We start from the raw sequence: 25,927 nt of genomic DNA, 5'->3' as shown, positions 1-25,927 counted from the left end.
TATTACTCTGAATACTTAAGTAAACCTTGAGTTTGGTTTTCTTCTTCAAAAAATTTCACAAAGAATGTTTTTGAAAGCTGGGGATTAATTTTATTTATTCGGGTAAATTCGGCTGTGAACCCGCATTTTTTATAAAACTCTGGTGCTTGAAAAGCACTGGTCACAAGATTGATGTTATTAAATCCTTGTCCTTTAAAATGATCTTCAAGAGCCTGTAATAATTTTTTTCCAAACCCTCTGCCACGATAGGCACTATCTACCCAAATATCATCAACATAGATTTCGGCAAAGGCAGTGAAGGCATTGATCACGCCACAAACACAATTGTTCTCCTTGGATAGCACTACTGAAAATCGTTTGTAATTTACATCAATGCCATGATTTTTTTCATAGGCAATGAAACCTTCTGTCATGCGCTTGTCAAGCTCATCACTTAAGCTATCAACAAAGGTGATTTTTAAGCTGTTGTTATCATCAGTGTTATTAATTGATGAATTGCTGTGCGTATCAAAGCTTAAAATATAACGTTCTGGTTGATGTGAATCATATGTAATTGCTTTGTGTTCTTCAGTATAGTTACCTACTGTAAAAGTCGAGATGGTTTTACGCCAAAATGCTAAAGCGGGCTTATTCTCAGGAATGACAGATACTTCCCAAAGGCCAGGATGTGTTTTCCAAACCTCATGGGCTGCACGGCTCCCTATTCCACTCCCTTGATATTTAGCGAGGATAAAAAATTCTCCCATATTCCAATCAAGGTTGGGTTGTGTACCTTCTTTATTCAGCAGAGCAAAGCCTGCTAATTCATCATGGACTTTGATTAGAAATGCTTGCCTTTGGGGATTATCAAAATACACTTTAAAGTCATAACTTTCATAAAGCCCATCAGATGGACAGGCCCAATCATCGCTGATGAAACCGCAACTTCTGGACATATCATAAACATAAAATCGCGCCATATTTTGAACGGTTGGATAATCATCTATAGTTGCTTTAATTATTTTGAGTTGGAATTCAATGTCTTTAATAGTCATAAGTTTTTTTCTCTTTCACATTTTCCAGCATTCGTCTTGCGAGCGTTGCTAAAACAGGATTTGAATTCTTATAATACGGCAACATAATAAGTGCTATTGATAGAGCCCAGCCCTTACCTCTTTCCCATGTATCATCATCAATATGTTGTAGATTTTCCCTAAAGATTCTTCTTGAATGTGAGTTAAGTAAACTCCAAGCGATAACCAGATCACAAGCAGGATCACCTATACCTAAATCGGAGAAATCAATCACCGCATTTAGCCGATTGCCTTGAACTAAAATATTTCCGGGTAAAAAGTCTCCATGAACCCATACAGGTTCCTTGTTCCAATAGGGGACATTTGATAGCTGATTCCATAAAGAAGCTATGGATTGAAGATCAATTTCTCCTTCAAGTTCACCTATAGCTTTCCGTGTCTCTTCATCGAGTTCTTTTGTTTTTAGGGAAATACCGCGGCGGGAAGTAGGGCCGTCTGATAGTTTTATTTTGTGTAGATCGTTTAAAAACAAAGCTAAGTCTTTAGCAAGAAGTTCATATTCCTTATCTTCTTCAAAATTTGGGTTATGCCCTTCATTCCATTTGGTCACTGTCCAAAACCAAGGATAGAACTCTTCAGGATTACCTTTGAACAAAGGTTCAGAGACCGATATTTTCAAAAGTCGAGCAATTTTCGGAATCCACTCATATTCTTTATTAATACTTTTATTGATACTTCCTGGAGCCCATTCGATTCGAGGAAGACGAACAACATACTCACTACCTAAACGAAATAACGCATTGTCTGTTCCACTTGATAATATAGGATTTATGGGCAGATTAGCCCAATGAGAGCACTGATTTTTAAGAAGTTTATGTACAAGACCTTCGTCTATTTCAAGCTCATTTTCATGCATTTTTGCCATGATTTTCTGTCTCTATGTAATATTATTTTTAACAAGCATTTTACCCATGGGGATATCTTGCGGGAAGCTTAAGCCATTTTCAGGGTCGTTAAATGGCATTTCAATATATCCTTGGCGCACATAAAATTTTTTCGCTTCGGGTGAAGACTCCATTTGCAATACAACAATGCCTTGTTGATATAACCAACGTTCACAAAGTTTTAGAAATGCTCCGCCTATTCCCTGATTTCTCGAATGTTCTTCAATAACCATGATACGAAGCGCGGCTCTTTGCTCTGGCCAAAATTGAATATGAGCATAACCCTTAATCTGGGTTCCTTTATAAAGAATAAAGTGGACATGAGCTTCGTGATCAAAGGTCCAGGTATATGGATCTGATACAGGTACTTTATCAAAAAAATAGTGTTGACGAAAATGACGCACTGCTTCCCATTCACGGGGAGTTAATGATTTCACTATGCGAAGTCCAAAACACCCAGCTTTATTATCAATGTCTGCAATAAATGCCTCTTTGCCTAGACAATAAGCCATGATGTCATTGGGATGATTTTTAGCTAACTCTTGCTTCAGTGCCGCATAAGCATCCAGGTCAGTGGGATGGGATCTCATCCAATCACGAAATTTTAAGTGCCTTTCAATTTCAGGACTGCCTTCTTCAAATACATGAGCATGATGGGTTCTATATTCAGCCCCTTTCTGAAAGTAACGCCTAAATGCAATTCCATACTCACCCTTTGCTTCATAACCCAATAGCTGCATAGCATTGTTAGAGTTGTCGACTTTCGTGATGTCACGAACTACTGGGATCATATCAATCACCGGTTTCGCTGCTAGGCCTGGCACAGAAGTAGAGCCAATGTGATGAATGCCAATGCAATTTTCTCCAAGAGCTTCTTTGATAAGACTTGCTTCCATTCTATATAAATTGGGCCACTCTGGATTATAGGGAACAACTTCAATTATTCTTTGAGTACTCATAACGCATTATCCAGTTGCTTGATGAAAAAATTAATAAGTGCATGAATATCACTACACCGATTTGAATGTGGACCATAAGGGCATCGCGCGAGACAATCAAGTAGGGATGACAGATTAAGTAAGTGAATACTAATGTGAAAGTCTGGTGGAAGAGTATAACCTTCCTTTAACCCTTTTAAAAATGATTCCTCAAATTGAACAGGCATTTGATGTGCATAACGGAGCATGTTGGCCACATCCCAAAGGGGAGAGCCAGAAAAAGAAAATTCCCAATCTAAAATCCCTGTAATTTCCCATTGCCCATTTTTTATATCAACCAGAATATTAGCGGGATCAAAGTCTCCATGAACTAAGTGATTTTCATGATCATCTGGAATATATGATTTAAAGTGATCTATATGTAGCTTTAACTTTGTAAGGACTTCGTTGCCTAAGGCTTGAATCACTAATGTATGTTTTAAACACTCTTGATCAAATTGCAGCAAGTCATCTTTGGTTGTTATTTCAGCTACCATTAATTCTTTATTGAAAAAACCAGCAGAGTCAAAGCGGTTAGTTTGAATGATAGATAGCATCTTCCCTACAGAAAACATAATCGAATTCAGGTCGTAGGATTGATTACCCAGTAACAGATCGCGGAGGGTAATTCCGTGGATGTATTCAGTGATTGCAAAGCGATAATGTTCATAATCTCCAATAAAGTAAACTTGTGGTATTGGAACAGTTCGTTTTAAAAGTAAGCTCAAATTTTTTTCACGGTATGCAGCCTCTTTATCCCGCAAATAAACGCGCAAAATATAGGGTGTGTTATCTGCCTCCAAGTTGATTTGGATGTTTAGATTGGCACAGCCACCAGAAATTATCTTATAGGAAGACATCTTCTTATTAGGAAAGGCCATCTTTACCATAGACTCAATGGTCTGAACTGGCAGCTGAATTTGCTCGTCTACTTTTTCCCAGTTTGCTTTAAATGTCATGGTTAATTCACAATTTTGGAGGGTAGTGGATTATGTCATGAAAGATTGAGGTTTTTGATGTGATATTACGATAACCATGAACTTGATTCGCATTAAATCGAAGTCCTTCTCCTTTAGATAATGATTTCCAGACACCATCAACTAAAACTTCAATTGTACCATCAACCACAACAACATGCTCAATAACACCATGTTCATGTGGTGGAGATAAATGTTCGCAGCTTGGCAATAATTCAATAACAAATAGTTCAAAGTTAAGCTCATTATCAAAAGGAAACAATGGCATCACCCGAATTTTTTCATCAGTAGGATGTATCTGTTGCACATGTCCAGCCCGATAAATGGGTTCATTAAAATTAGTGCTAATATCTGCAATAAAAGAAGAAAAAGAGGTTTGAAATCCACTGGCAATTTTCCATAAGGTTGCAATAGTGGGGCTTGACTCTTGTCGTTCAATTTGCCCTAACATGGCTTTACTAACGCCAGTTTTTTCTGCTGCCTTATCTAAACTCCACCCACGATCTCGACGTAATGTTTTTAAAGTCAATGAGATATGACTGTATATATCGTTCACAATTCACCTTTATTCAAAAAAGCTTGTGCGTTATGGCGCACGATGTTATTATGGGCTATTATGCGTTATAACGCACAGATTGTGAAGCAAATTTTTGAGGTGTTGCATGGCTGACGAGCAATTTAAAAATAAATTAGTGGCTGTTCTTAATAAAAATATTGAACCTGGTAAAGTAATGAATGCCTTAGCTCATATGTGTATAGGCTTAGGTTCTGTGATAGGCAAAGAAGAATTGCGCCTAACGGATTATAGAGATGCTGATGGTGGTTCACATCCATTTATTTCAGAATTACCGTTTATTATTTTGTCAGAAAATTCGAACAAAATTAGAAAATTACGCAATGAAGCCATAGCAAATCATATAACCTTTAATGATTTCACTGACACAATGACCATTGGCTCTTACAAAGAACAGTTAGCCAGAACAGTACAAGTGAGAGATGAGGATCTTATTTATTATGGTATTGTTTTGTACGGTGACTGGGAGAAGGTAACGGAATTAACTAGAAAATTTTCTCTGTGGCGATAATTTATCTGGGGGAATGAAATGAGTGAATATGAAAATCTGAGAAAAAGTGCTAAGGCTATTCAAGATGTACTGTCCCAAAAGGGGTTAACTTTTAAAGTGATTGAACTTTCTTCCAGCACACGCACTGCAAACGATGCTGCTACAACAATAGGATGTGATGTGGCTCAAATTGTTAAGTCATTACTGTTTCGTTCAGAAAAGACGAATCAACCCATTTTAATTCTAGCTAGTGGCATAAATCGTGTGAATGAAAAAACAATTGAACGTTTGGTGGGAGAAAAAATAGTTAAGGCAAATGCGGACTTTACCCGGGAAATTACAGGATTTGCAATTGGCGGGGTGCCCCCCATTGGGCATAAAATTACAATTACTACTATTTTTATTGATGAAGATCTATTTAAGCATGAGACATTATGGGCTGCTGCAGGAACCCCTAATGCAGTTTTTAGTTTGCATTCAGGAGATCTTAAGAGATTAACTAAAGGTTCAATTATTTCAATCCAGTAATTTGATCTAAGGCAATTAAAATGAAAAAAGTATTTTGGGATGATCCTTATCAACACAGTTTAACAACTACCGTTTCTATGGTGAGTGGTGATCGCATTTTATTGGAAGAAACAATAGCATTTTCATTCTCTGGAGGCCAAGAAAGTGATAAAGCTTATATTAATGACATGGCAGTTATTAATTCAGAAATAGAGGGTAATCTTATTTATTATATTCTTCCAGAGGGTCACAAACTTTCCCCAGGTGATAAAGTGAGTATGGAAATTGACTGGCCTCGCAGATATAGGCTTATGCGCTTACATTTTGCTGCTGAGTTAGTTCTTGAACTTGTAACGCGAAAGCTTGGTATTGAAAAAATTGGTGCACATATTGCTGAAACCAAAGCAAGAATTGATTTTATTTATGAAAAGAATATTTCTTTTGTTTTAGAAAGCATATTGGTTGAATACAACAAAATTATCGCAGGAAATGAGGTAATTAAAACCGGCTTTTCCAATGTTGAGAATCAGAGGCGTTATTGGGAAATTGAAGGTTTTTCCAAAGTGCCTTGCGGGGGCACACATGTAAAATCCACCGCAGAAGTGGGGTATATCACTTTGAAAAGAGTGAACATTGGTGGCGGAAAAGAGCGAGTTGAGATTCGGCTTGTTGATGATTCTGTTTGATCGGCAGCAGGACCACCAGTGAACAAAAAGAAATTAAGATTTTCAATTGTATTCGTAGTTAATCCTTCGCATTACATGCGGCTATAAATTCTTTCAATGGATTACTGGGTTTTCCATGCCTTTGAAATGATGATGTAAATTTTGCTTTATCACATGCGCTCATCAATCGATTACTGCTTAATGCCCCATAAATAAAAAATAATATGCGTGCCGTTGAAAAAGCGTCTAATAAGTGCTTTTTAGATTCAAAATTCAAATAATTTTTAAGACAACAATCCTTGATCCTCAGATAGGTATCATCTTTGTCTGTTAGTGCATGATGTTTTTTAATTTGTAATAAACAGTTTAACAGTGAAAAAAATGGATGAGAAATCACTGTTTCACCCAAATCAATGATGGTGATATCTTGCGATATATGGTCTATGAGCGTGTTATTGTCATTAAAATCAGGTTGAACAATGGTTTGTTTGATAGAATAGTCAGATAATTTTTTACATAAATGTGAAACTTTTGGATGCAACGCCTCCAATTGACTAATCTCTATTTCTGATAACCCATCAGCTATCAATAAATCTTGTTGTGAAATTAGCTCATTGTATAAATCAGGAAGTTTATCTAATCGCCAATCTGGAACTCCAATATCAAGAAAAACATCTACACGATCTGCAACTGATATCTGAAGCGTTGTAAATTGGTCAATAGCTTTGCAAAGCAATGCTTCATCGAATTTATTCTTTAGCATTCCTCTTAATGATTTGCCCGCATCTTTCATTAAAAAGCAGTTTAATTCAGTATTGTGCGCGATAACTTTTGGAACAGAAGCATGGAATTGATCATGCAAAGTTTGGATAATGGTCGCCTCCAATGCAAGGAGCTCTGGAGTATGTTTCAAATAAATGTACCCATCAGATGTTGCAAAACGGACCACGTAAGACCAAGGTGTTTCTTGCACACGTTCTGGCAGGTTACTTTTTAGCGTATACCCATGAGAGGAAAGATATTTACAACCCCATTGGATGATTTCTTTATTCACATTGTCATTTCCTGGCGCAGGTTCAGTAGCCATAATTCACTTTTAGTTTCACAAAAACTCCTTAGTAAACCAAAGTACTAAATCGTCATCAAGGCAAACATTGGCACCGGGGGTAACATGATTATAATTGTAAGTAACACCCAACCCATCGGGTATATAACCTCTTTTAATATACAATCTCTGCGCACTGCCATAGCCATCATAAAGCCCAACTCCAATACCTACTTTATTTTGTTTCTTAACCGCTTCAAGCTCTGCCATATCAAGTAACGCTGTAGCAATTCCATGGTTACGAAAAGGAGGTAATACGTTTAGATCCATAATTTCAGGGATGCTTTGAGTTTTAAATGATTGATATAAAGAATTCCATTTCAATGTGATGTAACCGGCAAATTCATTTTTATAAAAAGCGATCCAGACGATACGTTCGATAAGTTTTTGTTCATCAAAGTAGGTTTCAAAAGTAGATGATGGTTTGGGCCAGTGGTGTTTGGCGAAATTACTTACGATAAGGGGAATATCCTCAGCAACAAATGCCCTTATAGAGATGGTTTGATTATGTGATCTGCTTTTGAATTGATTTAGATTCAAAGCCATATAAACCATATTCCATTCATAACCTGCGGGTTTTAAATTCAGTAAGGGATTAAAACCTATATGTTCATAAAAGTTATAGGTTTTTAGATAATTTTCATCAGATTCTTCTGGAGCCAAAGTTTCAACCGTCATGGTAGAGGCACTTTGTTGTTGTGCATATTTTACCGCTTCCTGGATTAATAGGTATCCTATTCCTTGGCTATGAAATGCTCGTAAAACTCCCATCCAATAGATATTGCTGTTTGCAGGGTATGGAAAATCAAGGCTTAATAGCCCCACATAAGCCTCATTTGATCTGGCCGCAAAATTAATGCGTGATCGAACCCCTAGCGCATAATGTTCATTACACTCTGGCAATCCAAAATATTCAGGTAAGTCTGTTGTAATCTGACGACACAACAGCTCAGCTTCATCAGCTGAAATGTGTTCAATTTTGTAATTCATTAGTATTCTCGGTTTTACTATAATATGAAATGATTAAGCATTGTTCAGAGTGTTCTCGTTCCAAATAATTAACCAAAAAAAGAGGTAAGTTATGGAGACAACAACGTTTTAATCCAGCTATTATCGACATAGCGATATTCAAGCACATCTGATAGTTCATCAGTGCGATAAGCATAAAATACCATACGTACAGGTTTTATTCTAAATCCACAATAAAATTCGCTCATGGGTAGCGGTTTGTCCTGATAATTAACTTCAATGTCCTTCTTTTTCTTTTCGAGTTGATGCTTGTTTAAAATGGGTTGGGATGAAGTAGCTGCATAGCTATAAAATCTAATCTGCGCTTCGCGGGGATATGTTTGCCAATATCGTTCATTTTCCTCAGCCAATAAAGACTCAACTACGCCTTCAATAATCACTTGACGCTGTAATAACTCGAACCAAAAAGTGAGCGAAGCAATCGGATTAGTGGTTAACTCGGTCACCTTTCGGGTGCCTTTTTGAGTGAAAAACAATAAGCTTTGTTCACTAATCTCACGAATAGCGACCACCCGTGCATGGGGAATGGACTTTTTTGTTGCAGTAGACAGGACTGCTTGTTGAGGATTGGGCGCACCTTTATGACGCTCCTCATCTATCCATATATTGAGTTGTTTTATGGGGTCAATCATATTTCTTTATACCGCGCTCTCTAGTGGCCCATTAGTAAATGACTATAAATAATACAGCATTTCTAGGGCAATCCTTTTTTTATCCATTATACAGGTTCATTAATTGCAAAATAAAATTAACCCTGTTTTCTATAGTATCTTTTGGTACTTCGATTAAGTCATAGCCACAGACAGTATGTGCTTCCTTAATCGCTTTCCAAGTTTCTATTGCTTCCTGAAAATCCTGTTGTCTTTCCAAATCATGTTTATATATCTCAGGCCATGGTGGGAAGATAAAAACTGAAGTGTTATATCGATATTGCTGAGTGGCTCGCACTATTTCGGTATTTATTTTGCCACAAAATCGTTGGGAATAACCATATAAGTCCGGAATGCCGCGGTCAAAAAAAACGGGCTGATTCACCAGCTCCATTCTTTTAAAATCTGCTATGGACTGTTCAAGCATTAAATCACAGAAATTATCTCTATTGCCGGAATGTGTTGCATTGCCACCAACGGCATTTTGAGCTTGGATAATTTTGCGAGCTACTTCAGGCACAACAAGTTGACCTTGTTTGTTTAATTCATTTAATACAGAGGTTTTCCCAGCGCCTGGGCCACCTGTTATTAAGAAAAAATTGGGTTTGTTTATGGGGTGATGAGCGGTGCTTGTGGGCATAATGAAAATTCCAGTTATTTCATAATTTAAAAGGTGGACTCATAGGCGGTTTTCATAGCTGATGATTTATTCCAGTTGAAACTTCCCCATCTTGGTGTAATTCCAAGTGAGATATTTGACCTTGTTTATTTTTGATAAAATTAATTTGGATGTCTGGTATCTTTCCAAAAAATAGAGTTTCTGATTCGGGAAAAAGTCGCGTTTTGGGTTGATTTGTTTCTTGTGCGATTAAGTAGCCATTTTCTAGAGAAATAACGAGTTGCTTTAAGGGTGTTAAGCCGTATGCACCAATATAGGGCTCAATGTTATAAGTACCAACATATTGAGCAAGTGTTTCAGATGATACATTTATTTCTTTTCTTTCCGAGGGTATTGTAACTGTCTTGCCATGAGCTAGGGTCACCATTTTCAAAGCAAGATCCTGCGCAACATATCCTAATGCATTAAGATTGGCCAATACGATTACTGTCAACTTGTCATCTGGCGAGTAGATTAGTTTTGTATTGAATCCACTGGTGCCACCGGCATGTGTTATTGATTTATGCCCATCTAAAGAATGTATTCTTACTCCGAAGCCATAATCATTTTTAAAAGGTTCAATCATTTTCTCTAGTGATGCCGATGATAGTATTTTTCCTCCAAACAATCCTTGTTCCCATAGCAGTAAATCGTGAGTGGTAGAGTAAAGAGAACCCGCTGAATAGGGGATGCTCATATCTAAGTAATCTGCATTACAAAGTCCATTGGGACTCACCATATAGCCAGACGCGCGATGTAATATTATCTCAGAATGGGAGTCATATCCTGAATCGTTCATATCAAGAGGTTTGAAGATATTATTGACAACAAAATCTGCATAGCTTTGACCACTTATTTTTTCGATAAGATAGCCCAGGAGCACATAGGCCGAGTTGTTGTACTCAAAGTCTGAACCGGGTTGGAAATTTAATGGTTTGTTGCGAAAAAAATCGATTTGTTGTTCTGGTGTTTTGGTACTTGTGGTAAATGCAGCAAAATCAGGAAAACTAGTGTAACTAGGAATTCCAGAAGTGTGGTTTAACAAATGGAAGAGAGATACCTTTTCCCAAGCAGAAGGTGCATCTGGCATGAATTTTTTAATGAAATCGCTTATTTTAAGTTTACCCTGCTCTTCAAGCAATAAAATCGCTACGGCGGTAAACTGCTTTGTGAGCGAGGCGATGCGAAATTTTGTAGTTGTTGTATTAGGTATTTGCCATTCAAGATTGGCGTAGCCATAACCTTTATCCAGAATAATATGCCCATGTTGTGCGACAAGAATTGATCCCATGAATTGTTTATCTGCTACATACGACTGTACAACCTGTTCCATGCGCAATACTTGTTTATTCATCCTCATCCTCATTCTTAACCCAATAATCGGCAGGACCACCGCCAGGTGTTGGCCTGGTTGATAATGGACTTAGCTTATATGTTGATCCTTTCTCGTTACCACTGGATCCACTAGATTCTTTTTTTCGATTTGCAATGATGGTTTTGTTTGCCGTATCAATTAAAATTTTATCCTTAAGTATTAAGAGCAAATCGTTATCATGTATCGTATTATCATGCTCGAATTTACAAACGACAAATAGATAGGCATCATTTTTATCATTAAATTGAGCAATTGTTTTTCTTTCCAAAGAGTCCATGGTTTTTATCATGACTTGAAAAATAAATGGGGCTGCATTATTAAAATCACCATTACCCTCTGCATATTTGGCATGGGTAATGGAAATGTTCTCTTTATTTAATTCATGCAATAGTTCATGGTCATCATATAGTCTATAAATAACTTTTTTTCTTTCCACATCATCTATAGATGATTTTTTTGACATAAAAAATTTTGCGTCATTTAATTCATTAAACTCAGCAATAAATTTTTCTTCCCCTCTTGCATAATGCTCGGTAATTTTAAAATTCATATGACATCTCAAATAAATAGTCATTTTTAATGATAGCATATTGATGTACTAAGGAAGCCAAGAAGGCTCCCGACCCTTAACCTGAACTCATTAAATGGAAAGAGTGTTTTTCCCCGCATCTAATATAACCTCTTTTCCAATTGGTAGAACGCATCGTTTTGCGCCGTGACCATAAGGAAAGTCTTTAATGCAAGGAACTTTAAAATGAGAGATCCATTCATTAATTACGTCATCAACAGTACCTTCCAGAGAATTTGAGTCTTTTCCGGGGGAATTTTCAAATTGACCAATGATAATACCCGCTACTTGATTAAAAATACCAGCTAAGTCCAATTGAGAGAACATTCTATCAAGATTGTAAGGCTCAATATTAATATCTTCTATCAGTAGAATACTTCCTTCAAATTCAGGTTGAAAAGGAGTTCCCATTAACGTTGTGAGTAACGTTAAATTCCCTCCAACTATAGGGCCTTTAGCAATTCCTGGACAAACGCCTATTCCTTCAGTGATTCGATAAGATTTTCCAGATAAACAAGCCATTAATGTTTGTTCAATCAGGGTATTGGGCTGAACGGTTAAGGTAAACCCTGTGTAGGTGGCAAGCTTGGTTTTTTTCAACAAACCGAGTTGTAAAGCAGTTGTATCACTAAATCCAACCAATATTTTGGGGTGAGAGCGAATTACATCATAATCAAGTAAAGGTAATAGTCGCTGGGAGCCTTGGCCGCCACGCGTTGCTATAATCGCTTTAACCGTAGAATCTGTAAAAAAATCCATGAGGTCCTTTGTGCGATCTATATCACTACCTGCTAGAAATCGATCTGAATCATAAATATGATTTCCAAGTTTCACTTTAAATCCATTTTTCTCTAAGAATTGCACACCCGCTTCAATAGCACCAGGCATTAAGGGGCTTGAGGGAGTAACTAATCCTATGGTGTCACCTGGTCTTAATGGCGCAGGATAAAGAGATCGCATTTTGTTCTCCAAAAAATAGTTTGGTTGTAGAGTCTCTCATTAGCAATTTATTTTAAAGCCTAAATTTGACAATTTGTTCCCTGATGAAAAATCATTTGCCAATTGCTTCCATTATGTCTCCATATGGAAGAGCGTAATGACTGCCGAGTGCCAATAGTTACTTTGTAAGTTGCAAGAATGACATTTTTTGAAAGCTCTGATGAGGTGAAATCCTCAACAGCATAACATTCCTGTTTTTCTTCAGGGAGGGATTCAAGCAAATCTAATTTATTATAAATCCTGCCTGAGCTGCCATATTCAACAAAATCATCGGCAATTAACAGTCTTAATTGATCTGTAGATTGTCTTACAGAGGGCGTTAAGAGCAATAACTCTAGATTGTAGATTTCTTCATTCTTTATTGTTAACTGGGGATCTTGTCGCATAATCAATCCTGTTGTTCGGTTTATCAAATTAATATCAAAAGTTAAAGATGTTTTTCCATGATGATGGTCCTTTCTTCTCCATAGTATTCATTACGTAAAGCTTTATAACCAAGTTTTCGATAAAATCCTTCTGCAGTAACTGAAGAGGGAACTGTGAGGCTCTGAATATTCTGTTCCCGTGCGATCTTTTCTAAATAACACATTAATAAAAATCCTATATTTTTACCTTGCTTGCCGGGTAACACAAAAACGGAGCGTATGACATTTTCCTCAAGGCTTGCAGTACCTATGATGCAATCTAATTCTGTTATGACAAAAACCTGTCTCTGAGTCATAAGTTTTGTTATTTGATCTGGAGAGAAATTTTCAATTACCCTTTTTATGATTACATTAGAATAATCTTTTGAATTAACTTCTGTTAATGTTTGGATGATAAGATGACTTATTGCTTCTGCATCACTAGGCTCTGCTTTGCGAATCAATGTACTAGTTGTCATAGGTTCCTCTTTGTATTTTTAAAAGTTAAAGAGGGAGCATAGCGCCATCTGTTTAAGTTCACTTAGCCATTGATCCCTTGGTTTTCCGCCTGGGGCTGTGGGCTCATACCAATTGTTTTTGCACCAAAGGTAAATATCCAAGCTTTTCATTTGTGTAAACCAGTTGATTTGCTTTAATTCAGTATTATTTATAGGAAGTATGGTGCAATACCCCTCGATATACCAATCGAACAACTGTTTCCATGTTTCATGGGGCTTGGCACATAAATCCAGATATGGTTTGGCTATGTCAGCCATATACCAATGATGTACGGGTTCATCAAAATCAATAATATAAACTTTATTCCCATCATAAAGGACATTTCCTGGTCTGTGATCGCCGTGGGTCAGGCCAAAATTTGATGGTGTAGGTGTAAGCTGATTAAAGAATGAAGCAATTTTTTGATGAAGGTCTTTTATTTCATTACTTTCACCATGTAAATAGTCCTCTGTTTCCTTCCATAAATCACGCCAGGTTCTAAAATGATGCTCTTTAGGTTGGTAGGATTGTGATGCACGATGAAGCGTTGCAAGGCTCTTGCCCCACTTGAAATATTTTTCTTTGCTTGTGTCGTCAAAATCGATAACATTGCCTGGTACTTCAATACAAACATGGGCTAAAAATTCCAATTCCACTTGCTTGATTGTTTCAATAAATGCATTGTTTTTAGAGTTAATCGCTTGGCAAACAGGGGCATCGTTGAAAAATAGGTGGTTTTGAAAATCAATTGCGGCTGCTAGTTCGTTATAGGGTCTTATCTGCTCATGAGTGATACGTAAATAATAGCCTTGATCTTCGAATTCAAAGCGGTAAACACAGTTAATTTGGTTATTTATAAGCTTTAGATTTGTAGGTTTATCAACCCACATCATTGCAGCATTATAAGCTGATTCGTCAGTTATTTTTTTTAAGGTTGTTTCCCAGTTCATTTCGTTATACCTATCTTTATGAATTCAATATTGATAACTTGGATAAGCGATCTAGGTGATCATCAATCAATTTTTTAACTTTGTTTTTATCAAAGTCTGGGCAGAATCTTGGGTAAGTACGGTCAAGACCATAGGCCCATTTTTCCAATATGGCATGATCATATTCCAGCATCTCTTCTATGATAAATTGTGGAGTATAGAAATCATCAGAATGAACACCTACACCACCATCGTATAATTCTCCTGTTGGGAGTCTAATAACGACATGATCACATTCATCACCTGAAGGCATCATAACAAAGCAGATATGTACTTTTTCAGGGAAACGATTATTCCATGCTTCATAAAATAACTGAGCAAATACCCCACAAGGTCCGTAATTAATTCTAGGGGTGTTCTCATGAAAACCTAATAATTGGTTTATGTCATTTGTTAGACCATTTAGTATGGTTTTTTCTTGATCATTCATTAGTTCGATGCATCCTATGAAAATGGAGTTAAAGCTCTAATCATAACAATATAGTCTGGGTCTTGGCTGAACGTTGATGTTACAAACCCTGCTTTTTCATAGCATCGAATTGCGTGAATATTATTACTATTTGGATCAACGAGAACAGCCCGGAACTGAGTTAAATATTCTGAGATAAAACTGTTTATTATAGATTCCCCTATGCCCTTGCCACGTTCTTTTGCTTCTGCAATAAAAAGATCTATTCCAGCAAGTTGATTTGGAGTGTATTCTTTGAACAAAGGGTTGTTATAAACTTCTATGCCTTCAGGTAAAGACCCTGTCAGGCAATAATATTGTATAAACCCTATGGCTTTATCATTTTTGATAATGATAAAGCTGGGTACATTTTCTTGGCCTAAAATTCTGGGTAGGTATTTCTTTTGAATATCTTTAAGAGACCAAGCTTGGTTTCTAGCATACAATTGGTTAATCGTTGGTTCTTTGAACCAAGTGTAGAGAAGCTCCAGGTCATTTTCGCATAGGTTCTTGAATTGGAGAGAGTTCATTCTGTAGGCCAATTCACGTTTAGATTGGGTAGATTATCAAGATCATATTTTGCGTAAACAAGGGTATCGCTGATTTCACCTGTAATTGGTTTTTTTCTATTTGATTTTAGGGTTGCCTCTAAAGTGTAATTCAGTCGCTCGGGAATCATTCGACTTCTGCTATTATCAAGGTCACAGGTAATGGCTATTCGTTTTACACCTAATAGTTTAAACGCATATTGCGTAATGGCATTAATCGCTTCGGTCATCAAGCCTTGTTTTCCACGAGAGCTGCGTATCCAATATCCTGTCTCAACAGAGGGTACTTCCCAAAGAATATGATGATATCCGGTCCCGCCAATAAATTCTCCAGTGGTTTTGTCATAAATAAATAGTTGAAGCCACGGTTCTTCATTTCTCTTTAGAATCCAGTTGGCTGCAGCAAGTCGAGCCTGTTCTTCAGAGTCCTCTATGGAGGGCTTTGTTTTAGCCCAATCCATAAATCGATGCAGCTCTTCATAGGATTCTAAAATCGCAGCATTCACAGCCATACCATCATTAACTTGCGTGGGTCTTATTAATAACCTGGGGGTTATTATCGGCATAGGTAGGTTCATCAAGATCGGTTTCATCAATTATCCTTGGATTCATCTTAAATAGATCATAATTTAATAAATCTATTTAGGCTTATAACCGCCCCAACTAATTCACAGCTGGTATCGGGATCGACTCGAACACTTGCCCAATCTTCATTAAGCGCAATTAATTCAAATGCTGGAGAAATTTTAGAAGCAGAAAGCTGCTTATATTTGCGAATAAACACTTCATTGTCAGTATCAAGCTTAGCCACCACAAAATCTCCTGGATTTGGAGTAGTATCAGGATCAATGATGAGCACATCATTCACTCTGAATTCTGGAGTCATGCTGTCATCCCTTACTTCCATCGCAAAGGCATTTGGACCGATACGCTCAGTCAGTCCTGAACTAACTGGGATTAATGCAACCTTTTCAGAGTAGTGTTCCTCTTTGATTTGTTGAATAAATAGCGCAGGATTTACAGCCTGCTTGTAATCCAGCACTGGAATTAGAGCACCCAAGCCAGGGGTTTTATTTAATCTTCCTTGTTTGTCATCGGACAAACACATTAAAAAGGATGGAGATACCTCTAGTGCTTTAGCTAGTTGTTTGATTTCTTCGGGACCAGGGGTTCTTTCGCCGCGCTCGTAATTGTTGATGCGAGAGACTTTTAAATCCTCTGTTAACTCTGCCAGAGCCTTTCTCGTTAGGCCTTTTGTGGTTCGTTCATGCCTAATTCGTTGTCCTATTTTCTCTTTGATGTTCATTCCATGTTACGTCCATAAAAATACTTAATAAATATGATACCAGATATTGACACATTCTCAATATGTGTTAAGTTCTAATTATAGTTGCTCGATTTGAGTAATTATGCTCAATAAGAGCATTGATGTGGGTCATTAATTTTCAAAATATACCATACAGCAAAATTGATGATTAATTAAATCAACGGAAAAAGAGGGAGCAATGGAGTTCACTGTTAATGACAACGAGATGGTTGCATTGTGTGGCTTACCGCACATTCAGCAATTAGCTTATTTTAGAGGGATTAGGCCTTATATGAATGTGAAAACCGGGATAGTGGGAATTGATAGGGGGATAAGCTATCAATCAATTGCTGAACAACTGTATATCGAACCACATCAAGGCATCAAAAGTGTTAGCTTTTCTCGTGCACAAACACGCCGTGCAATCGCTGGTCTTGAAAGAGCGGGTCTTATTAAATTCCAATCCAGAGATCATCAATTAATTTTAAAATGCCTTTTAGCGACAAGGGATTATTATGTCCAGAAAAAAGCCGTCACAAAGCCGTCACAGCAAGGCATCAGTCCTGAATTTCAAGATGTCCTTGATAATAGTAGCCAATCGAACTTCGAACCAGTTAAAGCCGACATAGCTAAATGTGTAAAAGCCGACATACCTCATAAAGAGAATAATTATTTATATTTATTTACGCAATTTGAAAAATTTTGGTCGCATTATCCAAGCAAAAAATCCAAACAAAAAGCATGGCAGGAGTTCAAACAAATCAATCCCGATGATTTTCTAGTGGACAAAATAATCAGCGCTCTGATTGCACAAGTGAAGAATTGGGATGAGCAAGCCCTTGCAGGTGATTGGGTTCCTCCATGGAAGTATCCAGCCAACTGGTTAGCTCAACACTGCTGGGATGATGAAATTTCCACTGTCAGAAAACAGGAGCATAGCAATGCAAAACATACAGCAACTCGTGCAAAAAAATCTCCAATCGAAATTTTCTGGGACTCATGCGGAGACACGGACTTCGATTTCAACGATGAAGAGCCCGGGCAATCATCAAGCAACATCGTCCAGTTCAGCAACCCCAGAAGTACATGACAAGCGGATTGATACCCTGTTTAGCCGGCTTGGAGCGATTTATGGCCATATATGGTGGAGTAATTTCCAAAATGAACGCGGGTTGGCTGGTGCTAAAAAAGAGTGGTTTGACGCTTTATTGCGTTTTGACAACCAAATCCTGAAAGAGGTTTTGCTCATGCTTCGTGAGGGGAGAGGGTATCCACCAACACTGCCTCAGTTTATTGAAGATTGTAAAGCAATCCAGGGTCGCAGAATTCCTCGCCCTATGAATCAAGATTCCAACAAACCAGCGAGCCGTGAAGTCGCTGAGATGCATATCAAAGCCATGTTAAAAAAATTAAACAGTTAATCAAAACAGGAGTGTTGCCATGCTAGTACTTACCCGCCGTGTTGGAGAGGAAATCCTCATAGACAAGGGCCAGATTCAAATCAAAATTTTATACGTTCGTAGAGGTCACATTGCGGTAGGGATTCATGCGCCGTCAAATGTGGATGTTGATCGCAAAGAAATCTATTTAAGGAAGAAGGCTAATCCTGAGGTTGTCACACAGCAAGAAATTATTTCAGAAACCAATTAATTATCAACTCAGGGCATGAAGCCCTGATGGAGTTTGTTATGTTCAAAATGTTACTTGCTACTTCACTAAGCATCTTAACTTTTACGACCCATGCGCTGGCAGATGTTACTCAGATTAATCGTTATGCGACAGTCGCTAATAAACCTTTAGCTGCTCAAGTTAATCCTTTATTGGCAGTGCAACAAATTCATTTCCCCCAAGAAGTTAAAACTGTTGGTCAGGCAATAGAATGGTGGTTGCAATACTCTGGTTATTCCTTAGCTGTAAAAGAAAAGCAACCCCAAAGTTTGCAGGCAGTAATGCTGCAGACCTTACCTCAAATCGATAGAAATTTAGGCCCTTTAAGCGTTAAAGATGGACTTGAAGTCCTTGCGGGACAGCAAGTCTTTATGCTGGTTGTTAATCCCTTGCTACGGGAAGTGAATTTCAAATTGAAACCTGGCTATCAATCTGTTGTTAAAAAAATAGTAAGGAGTAAATCATGATTTCATTTAATAAACCTGTGAATAAATGGGTATTTATTGCATTAGTTAATGTCGCGATTGTTAGTGGCATTGTCCTTGGAGCAATGCATTCGAATGACAATACAACAGACAATGATGTCATTAGTTCTCGTTTAAACGACATTCAATCTCAGCTCATTACTCTTCAAACAGAAATTAAAAAGCCAGTAGAAAAAATTGATTTGAGTTCCATCAATCAGGGTTTTAATAAACTGGCCGGATTAATTGAACAATTGAAATCTACAGATGAAAGCAAATTAAATCAGTTGGTGCTTGAAAGCAGATCAGAATTAACCCAGAAGCTCGATACTATCCATAAGGTCGTTAACACTCTGGATAAGAAAGAACACCCCATCAAATATCTACCCGTTACTGCTTTGCCCTTTAAAGTTCTGAGCGTAGACAGCATTCAACAAGTCAGTGTAGCTAGTGTTATCTATGATTTTAAAACTGTCCCAATGGAAAGAGGGGATACCCTGGCTGGATGGTCTGTTTTAGAAATTGATTTTGGCAGGCAACACCTTGTATTTGAAAACAGTAATAAAGATCGTGTTTCAGTGAATATGGAACAAGGTGAGCAACATGTTTAAACGAACAGTACTCACTCTCACTTTGTTATCAACTCATGCAGTACACGCTGAATTGAATATCCCTGGCATTAATATCCAACCATTGAATACTCAAAATGCACAAGACCAAACTTTAGCGAGGGCTGGGTTAACTGAAAATAATGACGATCTAACTTTGGAACAAGACGTAAACAAATTAAAGCTCAATGAACAACAACTTCATGAAGCCAAAGTTTGGGAGTTAACCCTTGAGGAAGAAAAGCGTTATGTATTCCTTATGAAGAATCGTAGCCAGATCTATTATCAGGGACTAAGACAAACCCCATTGGATATACTGGGGCTTAATGCCAGAAATGAAGCCGAACGCAATCATTTTGCAGAACTTGCAGCAGCTCAGGAAGCCCAGAAAGTCTCTAAAAATATTGCCTGGAATAATGCATTTTATAAAGCCTATAACAAGCTCTTTGCCAATGTACCTGTTGTTGGTGATTTTGATCCGTCTCCTTACTCACCCTATGCCCATAAGTCTGTTCAACTAAATCAGGGAGACATCCTTTATCTGTTTATGAAACCAGATGAAGCAGTCAAAACTATTTTGATGATTTTAACTGAAGCAATTGAAAATACTCCTGATACTCGCTTACACCTCATGCTTTTGGATAGTGATGATTTATCAATTCAATTATGGGCTAACAAGAATCAAATACCACAACATCTGATAAACAGTGGCCGTCTTACGCTCAATCATGGTGACCTGAATTATCAATCTCTAAAGGCTAATAAAAAAAACACCCCATTGTTATTACTTTCTAAAAATGGCAGTTCAAGCATTGTCGATCTAGGGAGGTTTTAAGATGAGAAAGATATCACTAATTGCAGGTTTATTGATGATTACTTCCTGCTATGCCTATCAAGTCATCGATATGGAACACTACATCAAAGAATCGCAAGAGCAACTCACAGAAGAATCACTGAAACTTCAGGAAAAACTGGATGCGCGATTACCTGCAACCAGCAAAGCAACAGCGGGCAAAGTATTAAAACGCAAATTAGAATTAATTAACTTTTCTTATTCTATTTTTATCATTGGTGATGATGCTGTATCCCGTGAATGGTTAAAAGATCATGCACAAGAGTTAGAAAAAATAAATGCTCTGGGTTTTATTACTAATATAAACAGCAGCACTAATCTGCAGGAACTCCAACAATTAACTAAAGCACCATTATTGCCTGCCGATGTCGATGATCTCTTAGCCATATTCAATGAAAGCCATTACCCACTAGTTTTTCATGAGGGTGAGATATGGCAATAAAGACTCAAACCCAAAAGAAATCCAAAAGAATCATCATGAGCTTGCTGTTACTTGTCTTTATAGGCTGGTTGATGTTATTGGGTTGGGCATTGAGTCTATGGGGAATGACTGGCTTTGATTCAGCCTGGCAAACTATCTATGAACTATCCAAACAACAAACTATAGCAGTCGCAGAATTTAATGATGCTTCAGTGGCTGAGCGTTTCAAATCATGGGTTACTGCAGTACCAACTGAAAAGATGACTGACAAAGTAGCAAAAGTTACTACCGTTATTAAAAATGAATTAAATACTGTCCTGCCAGAAAACAACTCTGAATTAGATCAGATAGTGGATGACTTATTTACCACTACAAAACACGTTGGGTTGCTTATCAGCCTGACTGCTCATGTGATGTTTATCAAGCTTATGATTCTTTTGGCAAGCATTCCATTATTTGCTTTAGCTATGACAGCAGGTTTGGTCGATGGTTTGAATCAACGAGCCATTCGCACCGCCTCGTTGGGACGTGAGTCCTCATATGTATTTCATCAATTAAATCGCTACTTCAAACGTGGTTTGCTGATGTTATTGGCCTTATGGCTAGCAGTTCCGTTGAGTATTACCCCAGCACTAATGTTCGTACCCGTCAGTATCTTATTAAGTGTGATGGTTTCCATTACAGCCAGTCGCTTTAAGAAATATTTGTAAGGAGAAAAAATGAAAAGATTGTTTTTGATTTTAATGCTGAGCATGACTTGCTTTGCCACACAAGCCAGTGAAGAAGCTCTTAATCAAACGTTGGTCAGAGTTATTAACCAAATTAACGCCATCATGCCCTTGCTGGATGAAGCCCAAACGGAAATTGAACCTAATACTCGAATCCAATTACACATTGAATCTTTTGAAGGATCTGATGGTAAGTCACATCCTGGGTTGCGTAATGATTTATTGGCTATCCGCAATTCACTAATTGATTACATCAATAAGCCCGCCATCGAACCTAAAACTATCAAGCCTTTAGCGCTTGATTTCATTGGTAAGTAGCCATGGGCAAAGTGGATATCGCTAAAACATTTGCCGCCAGCTTCAAGCAAGCGGCAGGTAATACAGCTGCTGGGGTGTACTCAAGTTGCATTCGGTTCATCGCGATCATGATGGTCATTATCGCAGTGATCTGGTGCATCAATCACTTTATGGGCAATGAAGAAAGAGAACAAGATGGTTTTCTCATTCGTCTGGGTTCTCGTTCAATTCGCATTGTAATGGGACTTTGCCTATTCATTCTAATTTTAATAGTAAAGGGGAATTAACCATGAAAAATAAAAACGTCCAGTTGAATCAATGGTGGCAAAAAATCGGTACGGGTTTTATCACTTTAAACTACGCACCAGCCCTGTTTGCTGATAATTGGTTCCCTAAAATTTCTAATGCTGATGATATTAGTGACGGCAATAAAAGCATGATGACGGTGACTGGAAATTACGTCAGACAAGGATTGGGATTATTACTCTTTATTGCTGCGGTAATGAGTTTTATCAAGTTCATCACAACAGTTCAACATGGTATAGAGGAATCCAAGAAAAATGACGGTTCGATGGTGGCTTTTGGTACCTTTGCGGTGATGGGTATTACTTATCTGGCAATCAGTATTGTTGCAGGGTATGTGGGTTATACCATGATTACCAAATTCAAGATTTAGGTGGCTGCCATGAACCGACCTTCATCACGCCATCTGTCTCATGATTACGAAGCCTACAAAGGGTTAAGTCTGCGTGAACTATTCTGGATTGTCATTGTAGCAACACCAGGTACTAGCTTGCTTTTTACCTTAAGCGGTATACCTGCAGGCTACCCATTGGCTTTTGGTTGCGTTGGTTTTTTGGTGGGTTTTGTTTTGTCCATTACGGTTTGTCCAAAGCGTGTTGCCCGATTAAAAGCGGGCAAACCTTATGGTTATCTAATGAAGAAAACCATTTTAGGGTTTGCACGTTGGGGCATAAGAACTTCGCCTTATCTTTCTCATAAAGGCATCTGGCAAAAATCCAAATTAGTAGGTGAACCTCATGTTTAATTACTGGAAGAAAATCGATAGCTTAAATCATCTCAACCGCCTTTTATTGGCCTTTATCTCAGTGCTTGTATTCATTGTGGCTGGACTGATTATCACTCTGGCCAAATCTCCTAATCGTTATGAGTTTTGGCTAACCCCTTCAATGGCAACAAATGGTGGATTAATTAAATCAGAGCAAATACCTGCTGAGTATGTGCAAGGGTTTGTTGCAACGTTAATGCCTGCTTTAAATACCTGGTCCAAAGCAGGTAAAAGTGAATTCACTAATAACCTCGCCAGTTTCCACTATTACTTCACCCCACGTCATAGACATTTAATGGAGCAAACACTGGCAGCGTATAAAGATGCTCAACTCTTCAATAGAGTTCAAGTGGCTAGTCTTTATCGCTTTATGGAAGACAGTGATGTGAAAGCCATAGGCAATAACATGTGGGAAGTACATCTGGTTTTACGCATCACGCAAAGACTTAAAGACAATAGCCCTATGGTCATTGCTGACAAGGTAGTTGATTACCATCTTCGAGTAGTCAAAGTGACCTTATCTCGCCTGCAAAATCCCTTTCAATTAGCTCTCGATGGTTATACCCAACCAGAAGCCCTGGTCAAAGATTTGTTAGCTACACCTTTGGAGGAAAAACAACATGACAAAGTATAAATGGTTGTTCGTATTAATCAGTGTTTTGGTCAGTATGGAGGTTTTCGCACTCGATGCCGAGCATGTGTTATGGGATAAAACGCCTATTCATTTGAGTATTTCTTTAAATGAGGAACGATTAGTTCATTTCCCCCAAGCCATTAGCATTATCGACAACGAAGCTGGCGAAAAAATCGCAGTATTAAAAATTCAGGATGCTCTTTATCTTAAAGGAAAGGAGTCTTTTGATAACAAACGCCTGCTCGTTCAGCTTATGCCCCAAGGCGAAGTGATTATTCTTAACTTATCTGCCAATGAGAAAATCACCGCCAATAAACCTGTAGAAATCTTGTTGGAAAATAAAGAAGAATCTAACAACAATCAACCGGAAACGGCTAACAGTTTTGATATCAACTCAATCACATTGACTCGTTTCGCTATCCAATCCTTATATGCCCCACAAAGACTATTAGTTATCCCTGAAGGAGTTGGTCGTATTCCCATGCAAACTAGAAAACAAATAAGTCTCATTTATGGTGCCAGTATGGAATCTCGTCCTTTGATTTCATGGCATGGAGGTGCCTTTTATGTCACTGCGGTCGAATTAAAAAATCTGTTGAATAAAGAGGTAGTAGTTGACCCTCGTCGCATGGTGGGAAATTGGCAAACTGCTACTTTCTATCCCACCAATACATTGGCACCGCGAGGTAAAGAAGACACAACTACCGTATTTCTGGTTTCGGACAGACCATTTAATGAAGCCTTAGCTACTGGTAGGGAGTTTGTACGATGAAGAAAAATGCCGGATTAAAAGTATTAACTGGTGCTGTAGTAGGAGTCGCTGCTTTGATACTAATGAATAGTGGCCATCATTCATCTGCACCTGATAAACAACAAAGTGATCCTAATAACTTAAATGAAGCCATAGCCAGTCAATTCAATGACAATATTCGTGATGTTGCGGCCAGACAGCAAGAGACTGAAAAGAAACTGGCAAGTCTTGAGGCGCAGAATAAAATGCTCAAGGAGCAAAACACTCAAGGAAACATTAATGCACCACAAACCAACAATCTAGAGTTAACCAAAGAGCTTGATGCCCTAAAAGAACAAATCGCAGAACTTAAATCATCACAGGAACAACAGCCTCAGGATCAACCTTATTCAATTAATGGTGAGCCAGCAAATAAACCAATTAAAAAAAGCACTATTAAAGACATTGATCAGTTACTTATGAAGCATGAAAACAATCAAACCGAACTTGCTTATTGGGACAGACTCAATGCCAAGCGTAAATCTTTAACCGAAAAAACTATAATCAATGTGAAAAAAACAGGAGTAAAAAAATCTATTCCTTTCTACACCATTCCAGCTGGATCGGATCTTGGTCACACCACTTTATTATCCGCATTAATTGGTGAAGTTCCAGTGGAAGGAAAATTAATGCAACCACTCTTTCCCTTTTCAGCGGTCATTAATCGAGGAGATCTAATGGCTGCTAATGGTATTCCTTTACCGCCTAATATTTCAGGGATGAAGGTTAATGGCTATGCCATAGGAGTAGGCTCATTTCTCGATAACATCAGTTGTGCACGAGCTTATGTCACCTCTGCGTTATTTGTCTTTGATGACGGCCATTTTGTAACCATTGGCAAGGAGCAAATGAATGGAACCGCTGAGATGATTAATAACGAAAGTCTGGGTTATCTGACGACTGCCTTCGGTAACCCATGCATCAAAGGCCAATATTTTACCAATGCTCCGCGTGTATTAACCGCCATGATTGCAACAGATGGATTTAAAGGGTTTGGTAATGCACTGTCTCAATGGCAAATGACCTACACGGCCAATGACAATGGCGGAACTGCTATACCAACAGGATCTATGGGTAAGTACGCTTTAGGTGGGGCGCTATCTCAAAGTTCAGTTAAAGCAGCTGATTGGCTGGAAAAAAGGATTCAGGGCAGTTTTGACATGGTATTTGTTCCTGCCAGTGTCGCTTATAAATCAGGGTATCGACCCAATCAGTTTTCATTTCATTTAACACAAACCATCAAACTCGATAAAGAAGCGAACGGGAGAGTATTAGATTATGGCCACTCACAACAAACTACGCATGATTTTAGCCTTAGGTAGCACATTGACTTTGAGCGCATGTGCTTCTTCGATAGTAGCCTCCAAAGCAATACCTGAAGGAGGTTTGACCGTCAGTCAGCTCTATCAGCAAAGCATTAGTGAACCTACACAAAGTTGGTCTGTAAAACGAACACTAAACAAGCCTGTCAATTATGAAGGGTATACCCGTGATGCCTCTAATGAAATTCAGAATTTATTTAAGCCTCTGGATAACCCACAAATCCCAATTTATGTGTTTCCTCATGTGGCTTTAATTGGTGATGAGCAATTGATTAAACCTGGCTACACCACAGGTTTTTTTCTCTACAAACAAAACCAGTTTGCTTTGGCATCTGAACAATATTGAGGG

38 protein-coding genes are annotated in these 25,927 nt (G+C 38.0%); 19 read left to right on the top strand and 19 right to left on the bottom strand.

Annotated features, from left to right (window positions below; genetic code table 11):
• Window positions 1-2: 2 nt before the first annotated feature.
• The 5 genes from Lwal_RS14695 to Lwal_RS14675 are packed head-to-tail and all read right to left on the bottom strand — an operon-like array spanning window position 3 to window position 4,467.
• On the bottom strand, window positions 3-1,034 hold the full coding sequence (locus Lwal_RS14695; protein WP_058481552.1) for a GNAT family N-acetyltransferase: 1,032 nt from the start codon (window positions 1,032-1,034) through the stop codon (window positions 3-5).
• Window positions 1,024-1,938, bottom strand: a complete 915-nt coding sequence (locus Lwal_RS14690) for an aminoglycoside phosphotransferase family protein (protein WP_058481551.1) — start codon at window positions 1,936-1,938, stop codon at window positions 1,024-1,026. The genes Lwal_RS14695 and Lwal_RS14690 overlap by 11 nt, the downstream gene beginning before the upstream one ends.
• Before the next feature lie 12 nt (window positions 1,939-1,950).
• Window positions 1,951-2,916, bottom strand: a complete 966-nt coding sequence (locus Lwal_RS14685; RefSeq protein ID WP_058481550.1) for a bifunctional GrpB family protein/GNAT family N-acetyltransferase — start codon at window positions 2,914-2,916, stop codon at window positions 1,951-1,953.
• Window positions 2,913-3,893 (bottom strand): phosphotransferase family protein, encoded by a 981-nt coding sequence (locus Lwal_RS14680; RefSeq protein ID WP_058481549.1) that lies wholly within the window; start codon window positions 3,891-3,893, stop codon window positions 2,913-2,915. Before Lwal_RS14680 ends, Lwal_RS14685 begins: the two co-directional genes overlap by 4 nt.
• Before the next feature lie 7 nt (window positions 3,894-3,900).
• Window positions 3,901-4,467 carry a helix-turn-helix domain-containing protein gene (locus Lwal_RS14675; RefSeq protein WP_058481548.1) on the bottom strand — a complete coding sequence of 189 codons (567 nt, stop codon included), beginning with the start codon at window positions 4,465-4,467 and terminating at the stop codon, window positions 3,901-3,903.
• 106 nt (window positions 4,468-4,573) lie between these two features.
• Here Lwal_RS14675 and Lwal_RS14670 point away from each other — a divergent pair, with 106 nt between their 5' ends.
• From Lwal_RS14670 to Lwal_RS14660, 3 genes are read left to right on the top strand one after another with little or no spacing between them, the layout of a single operon-like run.
• Window positions 4,574-4,996 carry a DUF2000 domain-containing protein gene (locus Lwal_RS14670; RefSeq protein WP_058481547.1) on the top strand — a complete coding sequence of 141 codons (423 nt, stop codon included), beginning with the start codon at window positions 4,574-4,576 and terminating at the stop codon, window positions 4,994-4,996.
• A gap of 18 nt (window positions 4,997-5,014) precedes the next feature.
• Window positions 5,015-5,503, top strand: coding sequence for a YbaK/EbsC family protein (locus tag Lwal_RS14665; RefSeq protein WP_058481546.1), 489 nt, complete (start codon window positions 5,015-5,017; stop codon window positions 5,501-5,503).
• 20 nt (window positions 5,504-5,523) lie between these two features.
• Complete coding sequence (locus tag Lwal_RS14660) at window positions 5,524-6,168, top strand: alanyl-tRNA editing protein (protein WP_058481545.1); 645 nt, start codon at window positions 5,524-5,526, stop codon at window positions 6,166-6,168.
• A gap of 58 nt (window positions 6,169-6,226) precedes the next feature.
• On the opposite strand, the gene Lwal_RS14655 is transcribed toward Lwal_RS14660, so the two are convergent.
• From Lwal_RS14655 to Lwal_RS14590, 14 genes are all read right to left on the bottom strand, one after another.
• Window positions 6,227-7,234 carry a hypothetical protein gene (locus Lwal_RS14655; RefSeq protein ID WP_058481544.1) on the bottom strand — a complete coding sequence of 336 codons (1,008 nt, stop codon included), beginning with the start codon at window positions 7,232-7,234 and terminating at the stop codon, window positions 6,227-6,229.
• A gap of 15 nt (window positions 7,235-7,249) precedes the next feature.
• A complete protein-coding gene (locus Lwal_RS14650; RefSeq protein ID WP_058481543.1) occupies window positions 7,250-8,242 on the bottom strand; it encodes a GNAT family N-acetyltransferase in 993 nt (330 codons plus the stop codon).
• A gap of 89 nt (window positions 8,243-8,331) precedes the next feature.
• Window positions 8,332-8,913, bottom strand: coding sequence for a pyridoxine/pyridoxamine 5'-phosphate oxidase (locus Lwal_RS14645; RefSeq protein WP_058481542.1), 582 nt, complete (start codon window positions 8,911-8,913; stop codon window positions 8,332-8,334).
• A gap of 79 nt (window positions 8,914-8,992) precedes the next feature.
• Entirely contained in the window at window positions 8,993-9,571 is a 579-nt protein-coding gene (locus Lwal_RS14640) for an AAA family ATPase (RefSeq protein ID WP_058481541.1), read from the bottom strand.
• Between the two features lie 52 nt (window positions 9,572-9,623).
• Window positions 9,624-10,943 (bottom strand): serine hydrolase, encoded by a 1,320-nt coding sequence (locus Lwal_RS14635; RefSeq protein ID WP_058481540.1) that lies wholly within the window; start codon window positions 10,941-10,943, stop codon window positions 9,624-9,626.
• Complete coding sequence (locus tag Lwal_RS14630; RefSeq protein ID WP_058481539.1) at window positions 10,936-11,514, bottom strand: hypothetical protein; 579 nt, start codon at window positions 11,512-11,514, stop codon at window positions 10,936-10,938. Before Lwal_RS14630 ends, Lwal_RS14635 begins: the two co-directional genes overlap by 8 nt.
• Before the next feature lie 90 nt (window positions 11,515-11,604).
• Window positions 11,605-12,492, bottom strand: coding sequence for a S66 peptidase family protein (locus tag Lwal_RS14625; RefSeq protein ID WP_058481538.1), 888 nt, complete (start codon window positions 12,490-12,492; stop codon window positions 11,605-11,607).
• Window positions 12,493-12,551: 59 nt separating this feature from the next.
• On the bottom strand, window positions 12,552-12,917 hold the full coding sequence (locus Lwal_RS14620; RefSeq protein ID WP_058481537.1) for a nuclear transport factor 2 family protein: 366 nt from the start codon (window positions 12,915-12,917) through the stop codon (window positions 12,552-12,554).
• Window positions 12,918-12,958: 41 nt separating this feature from the next.
• On the bottom strand, window positions 12,959-13,414 hold the full coding sequence (locus tag Lwal_RS14615; protein WP_058481536.1) for a GNAT family N-acetyltransferase: 456 nt from the start codon (window positions 13,412-13,414) through the stop codon (window positions 12,959-12,961).
• Window positions 13,415-13,432: 18 nt separating this feature from the next.
• Window positions 13,433-14,383: a phosphotransferase enzyme family protein gene (locus tag Lwal_RS14610; protein WP_058481535.1), complete on the bottom strand. Its 951-nt coding sequence runs from the start codon at window positions 14,381-14,383 to the stop codon at window positions 13,433-13,435.
• Window positions 14,384-14,399: 16 nt separating this feature from the next.
• Window positions 14,400-14,852 carry a hypothetical protein gene (locus Lwal_RS14605; RefSeq protein WP_058481534.1) on the bottom strand — a complete coding sequence of 151 codons (453 nt, stop codon included), beginning with the start codon at window positions 14,850-14,852 and terminating at the stop codon, window positions 14,400-14,402.
• Between the two features lie 14 nt (window positions 14,853-14,866).
• Window positions 14,867-15,400 (bottom strand): GNAT family N-acetyltransferase, encoded by a 534-nt coding sequence (locus Lwal_RS14600; RefSeq protein WP_058481533.1) that lies wholly within the window; start codon window positions 15,398-15,400, stop codon window positions 14,867-14,869.
• Window positions 15,397-16,011 carry a GNAT family N-acetyltransferase gene (locus tag Lwal_RS14595; RefSeq protein ID WP_058481532.1) on the bottom strand — a complete coding sequence of 205 codons (615 nt, stop codon included), beginning with the start codon at window positions 16,009-16,011 and terminating at the stop codon, window positions 15,397-15,399. The genes Lwal_RS14600 and Lwal_RS14595 overlap by 4 nt, the downstream gene beginning before the upstream one ends.
• 29 nt (window positions 16,012-16,040) lie before the next feature.
• Window positions 16,041-16,724 (bottom strand): LexA family protein, encoded by a 684-nt coding sequence (locus Lwal_RS14590; protein WP_058481531.1) that lies wholly within the window; start codon window positions 16,722-16,724, stop codon window positions 16,041-16,043.
• A 199-nt stretch (window positions 16,725-16,923) separates the two neighbouring features.
• On the opposite strand from Lwal_RS14590, the gene Lwal_RS14585 reads away from it, so the two are divergent.
• From Lwal_RS14585 to Lwal_RS14510, 16 genes are read left to right on the top strand one after another with little or no spacing between them, the layout of a single operon-like run.
• On the top strand, window positions 16,924-17,814 hold the full coding sequence (locus tag Lwal_RS14585; RefSeq protein WP_058481530.1) for a hypothetical protein: 891 nt from the start codon (window positions 16,924-16,926) through the stop codon (window positions 17,812-17,814).
• A complete protein-coding gene (locus tag Lwal_RS14580; RefSeq protein WP_231950976.1) occupies window positions 17,753-18,145 on the top strand; it encodes a Vir protein in 393 nt (130 codons plus the stop codon). The genes Lwal_RS14585 and Lwal_RS14580 overlap by 62 nt, the downstream gene beginning before the upstream one ends.
• A gap of 19 nt (window positions 18,146-18,164) precedes the next feature.
• Entirely contained in the window at window positions 18,165-18,374 is a 210-nt protein-coding gene (locus Lwal_RS14575) for a carbon storage regulator (RefSeq protein ID WP_058481529.1), read from the top strand.
• Window positions 18,375-18,412: 38 nt separating this feature from the next.
• Window positions 18,413-18,859, top strand: a complete 447-nt coding sequence (gene pilL2 / locus Lwal_RS14570; protein WP_408607289.1) for a PFGI-1 class ICE element type IV pilus protein PilL2 — start codon at window positions 18,413-18,415, stop codon at window positions 18,857-18,859.
• The gene (locus tag Lwal_RS14565) at window positions 18,856-19,467 is read left to right on the top strand and encodes a hypothetical protein (RefSeq protein ID WP_058481528.1); all 612 of its coding nucleotides are present in this window, start codon (window positions 18,856-18,858) and stop codon (window positions 19,465-19,467) included. Before pilL2 ends, Lwal_RS14565 begins: the two co-directional genes overlap by 4 nt.
• Complete coding sequence (locus Lwal_RS14560) at window positions 19,460-20,299, top strand: TIGR03759 family integrating conjugative element protein (protein WP_058481527.1); 840 nt, start codon at window positions 19,460-19,462, stop codon at window positions 20,297-20,299. The genes Lwal_RS14565 and Lwal_RS14560 overlap by 8 nt, the downstream gene beginning before the upstream one ends.
• Window position 20,300: 1 nt before the next feature.
• Window positions 20,301-20,759, top strand: coding sequence for an integrating conjugative element protein (locus Lwal_RS14555; RefSeq protein ID WP_058481526.1), 459 nt, complete (start codon window positions 20,301-20,303; stop codon window positions 20,757-20,759).
• On the top strand, window positions 20,750-21,448 hold the full coding sequence (locus Lwal_RS14550) for a TIGR03747 family integrating conjugative element membrane protein (RefSeq protein ID WP_058481525.1): 699 nt from the start codon (window positions 20,750-20,752) through the stop codon (window positions 21,446-21,448). Before Lwal_RS14555 ends, Lwal_RS14550 begins: the two co-directional genes overlap by 10 nt.
• A 9-nt stretch (window positions 21,449-21,457) precedes the next feature.
• The gene (locus tag Lwal_RS14545; RefSeq protein WP_058481524.1) at window positions 21,458-21,784 is read left to right on the top strand and encodes a hypothetical protein; all 327 of its coding nucleotides are present in this window, start codon (window positions 21,458-21,460) and stop codon (window positions 21,782-21,784) included.
• A gap of 2 nt (window positions 21,785-21,786) precedes the next feature.
• Window positions 21,787-22,050: a hypothetical protein gene (locus Lwal_RS14540; protein WP_040534879.1), complete on the top strand. Its 264-nt coding sequence runs from the start codon at window positions 21,787-21,789 to the stop codon at window positions 22,048-22,050.
• A gap of 2 nt (window positions 22,051-22,052) precedes the next feature.
• Window positions 22,053-22,439, top strand: a complete 387-nt coding sequence (locus Lwal_RS14535) for a hypothetical protein (RefSeq protein ID WP_045096243.1) — start codon at window positions 22,053-22,055, stop codon at window positions 22,437-22,439.
• A gap of 9 nt (window positions 22,440-22,448) precedes the next feature.
• Window positions 22,449-22,811, top strand: coding sequence for a TIGR03750 family conjugal transfer protein (locus tag Lwal_RS14530; protein ID WP_058481523.1), 363 nt, complete (start codon window positions 22,449-22,451; stop codon window positions 22,809-22,811).
• Window positions 22,804-23,466, top strand: a complete 663-nt coding sequence (locus Lwal_RS14525) for a DUF2895 family protein (RefSeq protein WP_058481522.1) — start codon at window positions 22,804-22,806, stop codon at window positions 23,464-23,466. Before Lwal_RS14530 ends, Lwal_RS14525 begins: the two co-directional genes overlap by 8 nt.
• Entirely contained in the window at window positions 23,453-24,238 is a 786-nt protein-coding gene (locus Lwal_RS14520; RefSeq protein WP_058481521.1) for a TIGR03749 family integrating conjugative element protein, read from the top strand. Before Lwal_RS14525 ends, Lwal_RS14520 begins: the two co-directional genes overlap by 14 nt.
• Window positions 24,235-25,578 carry a TIGR03752 family integrating conjugative element protein gene (locus Lwal_RS14515; RefSeq protein ID WP_058481520.1) on the top strand — a complete coding sequence of 448 codons (1,344 nt, stop codon included), beginning with the start codon at window positions 24,235-24,237 and terminating at the stop codon, window positions 25,576-25,578. Before Lwal_RS14520 ends, Lwal_RS14515 begins: the two co-directional genes overlap by 4 nt.
• Window positions 25,535-25,924: a TIGR03751 family conjugal transfer lipoprotein gene (locus Lwal_RS14510; protein WP_058481519.1), complete on the top strand. Its 390-nt coding sequence runs from the start codon at window positions 25,535-25,537 to the stop codon at window positions 25,922-25,924. The genes Lwal_RS14515 and Lwal_RS14510 overlap by 44 nt, the downstream gene beginning before the upstream one ends.
• The last annotated feature ends 3 nt before the right edge of the window (window positions 25,925-25,927 follow it).

This window comes from Legionella waltersii (assembly GCF_001468085.1).
In the GTDB taxonomy this organism is placed as follows: Bacteria; Pseudomonadota; Gammaproteobacteria; order Legionellales; family Legionellaceae; genus Legionella; species Legionella waltersii.
Note: the sequence above shows the minus strand (reverse complement) of the source record. Positions and strands in the feature narration are given on the sequence as shown.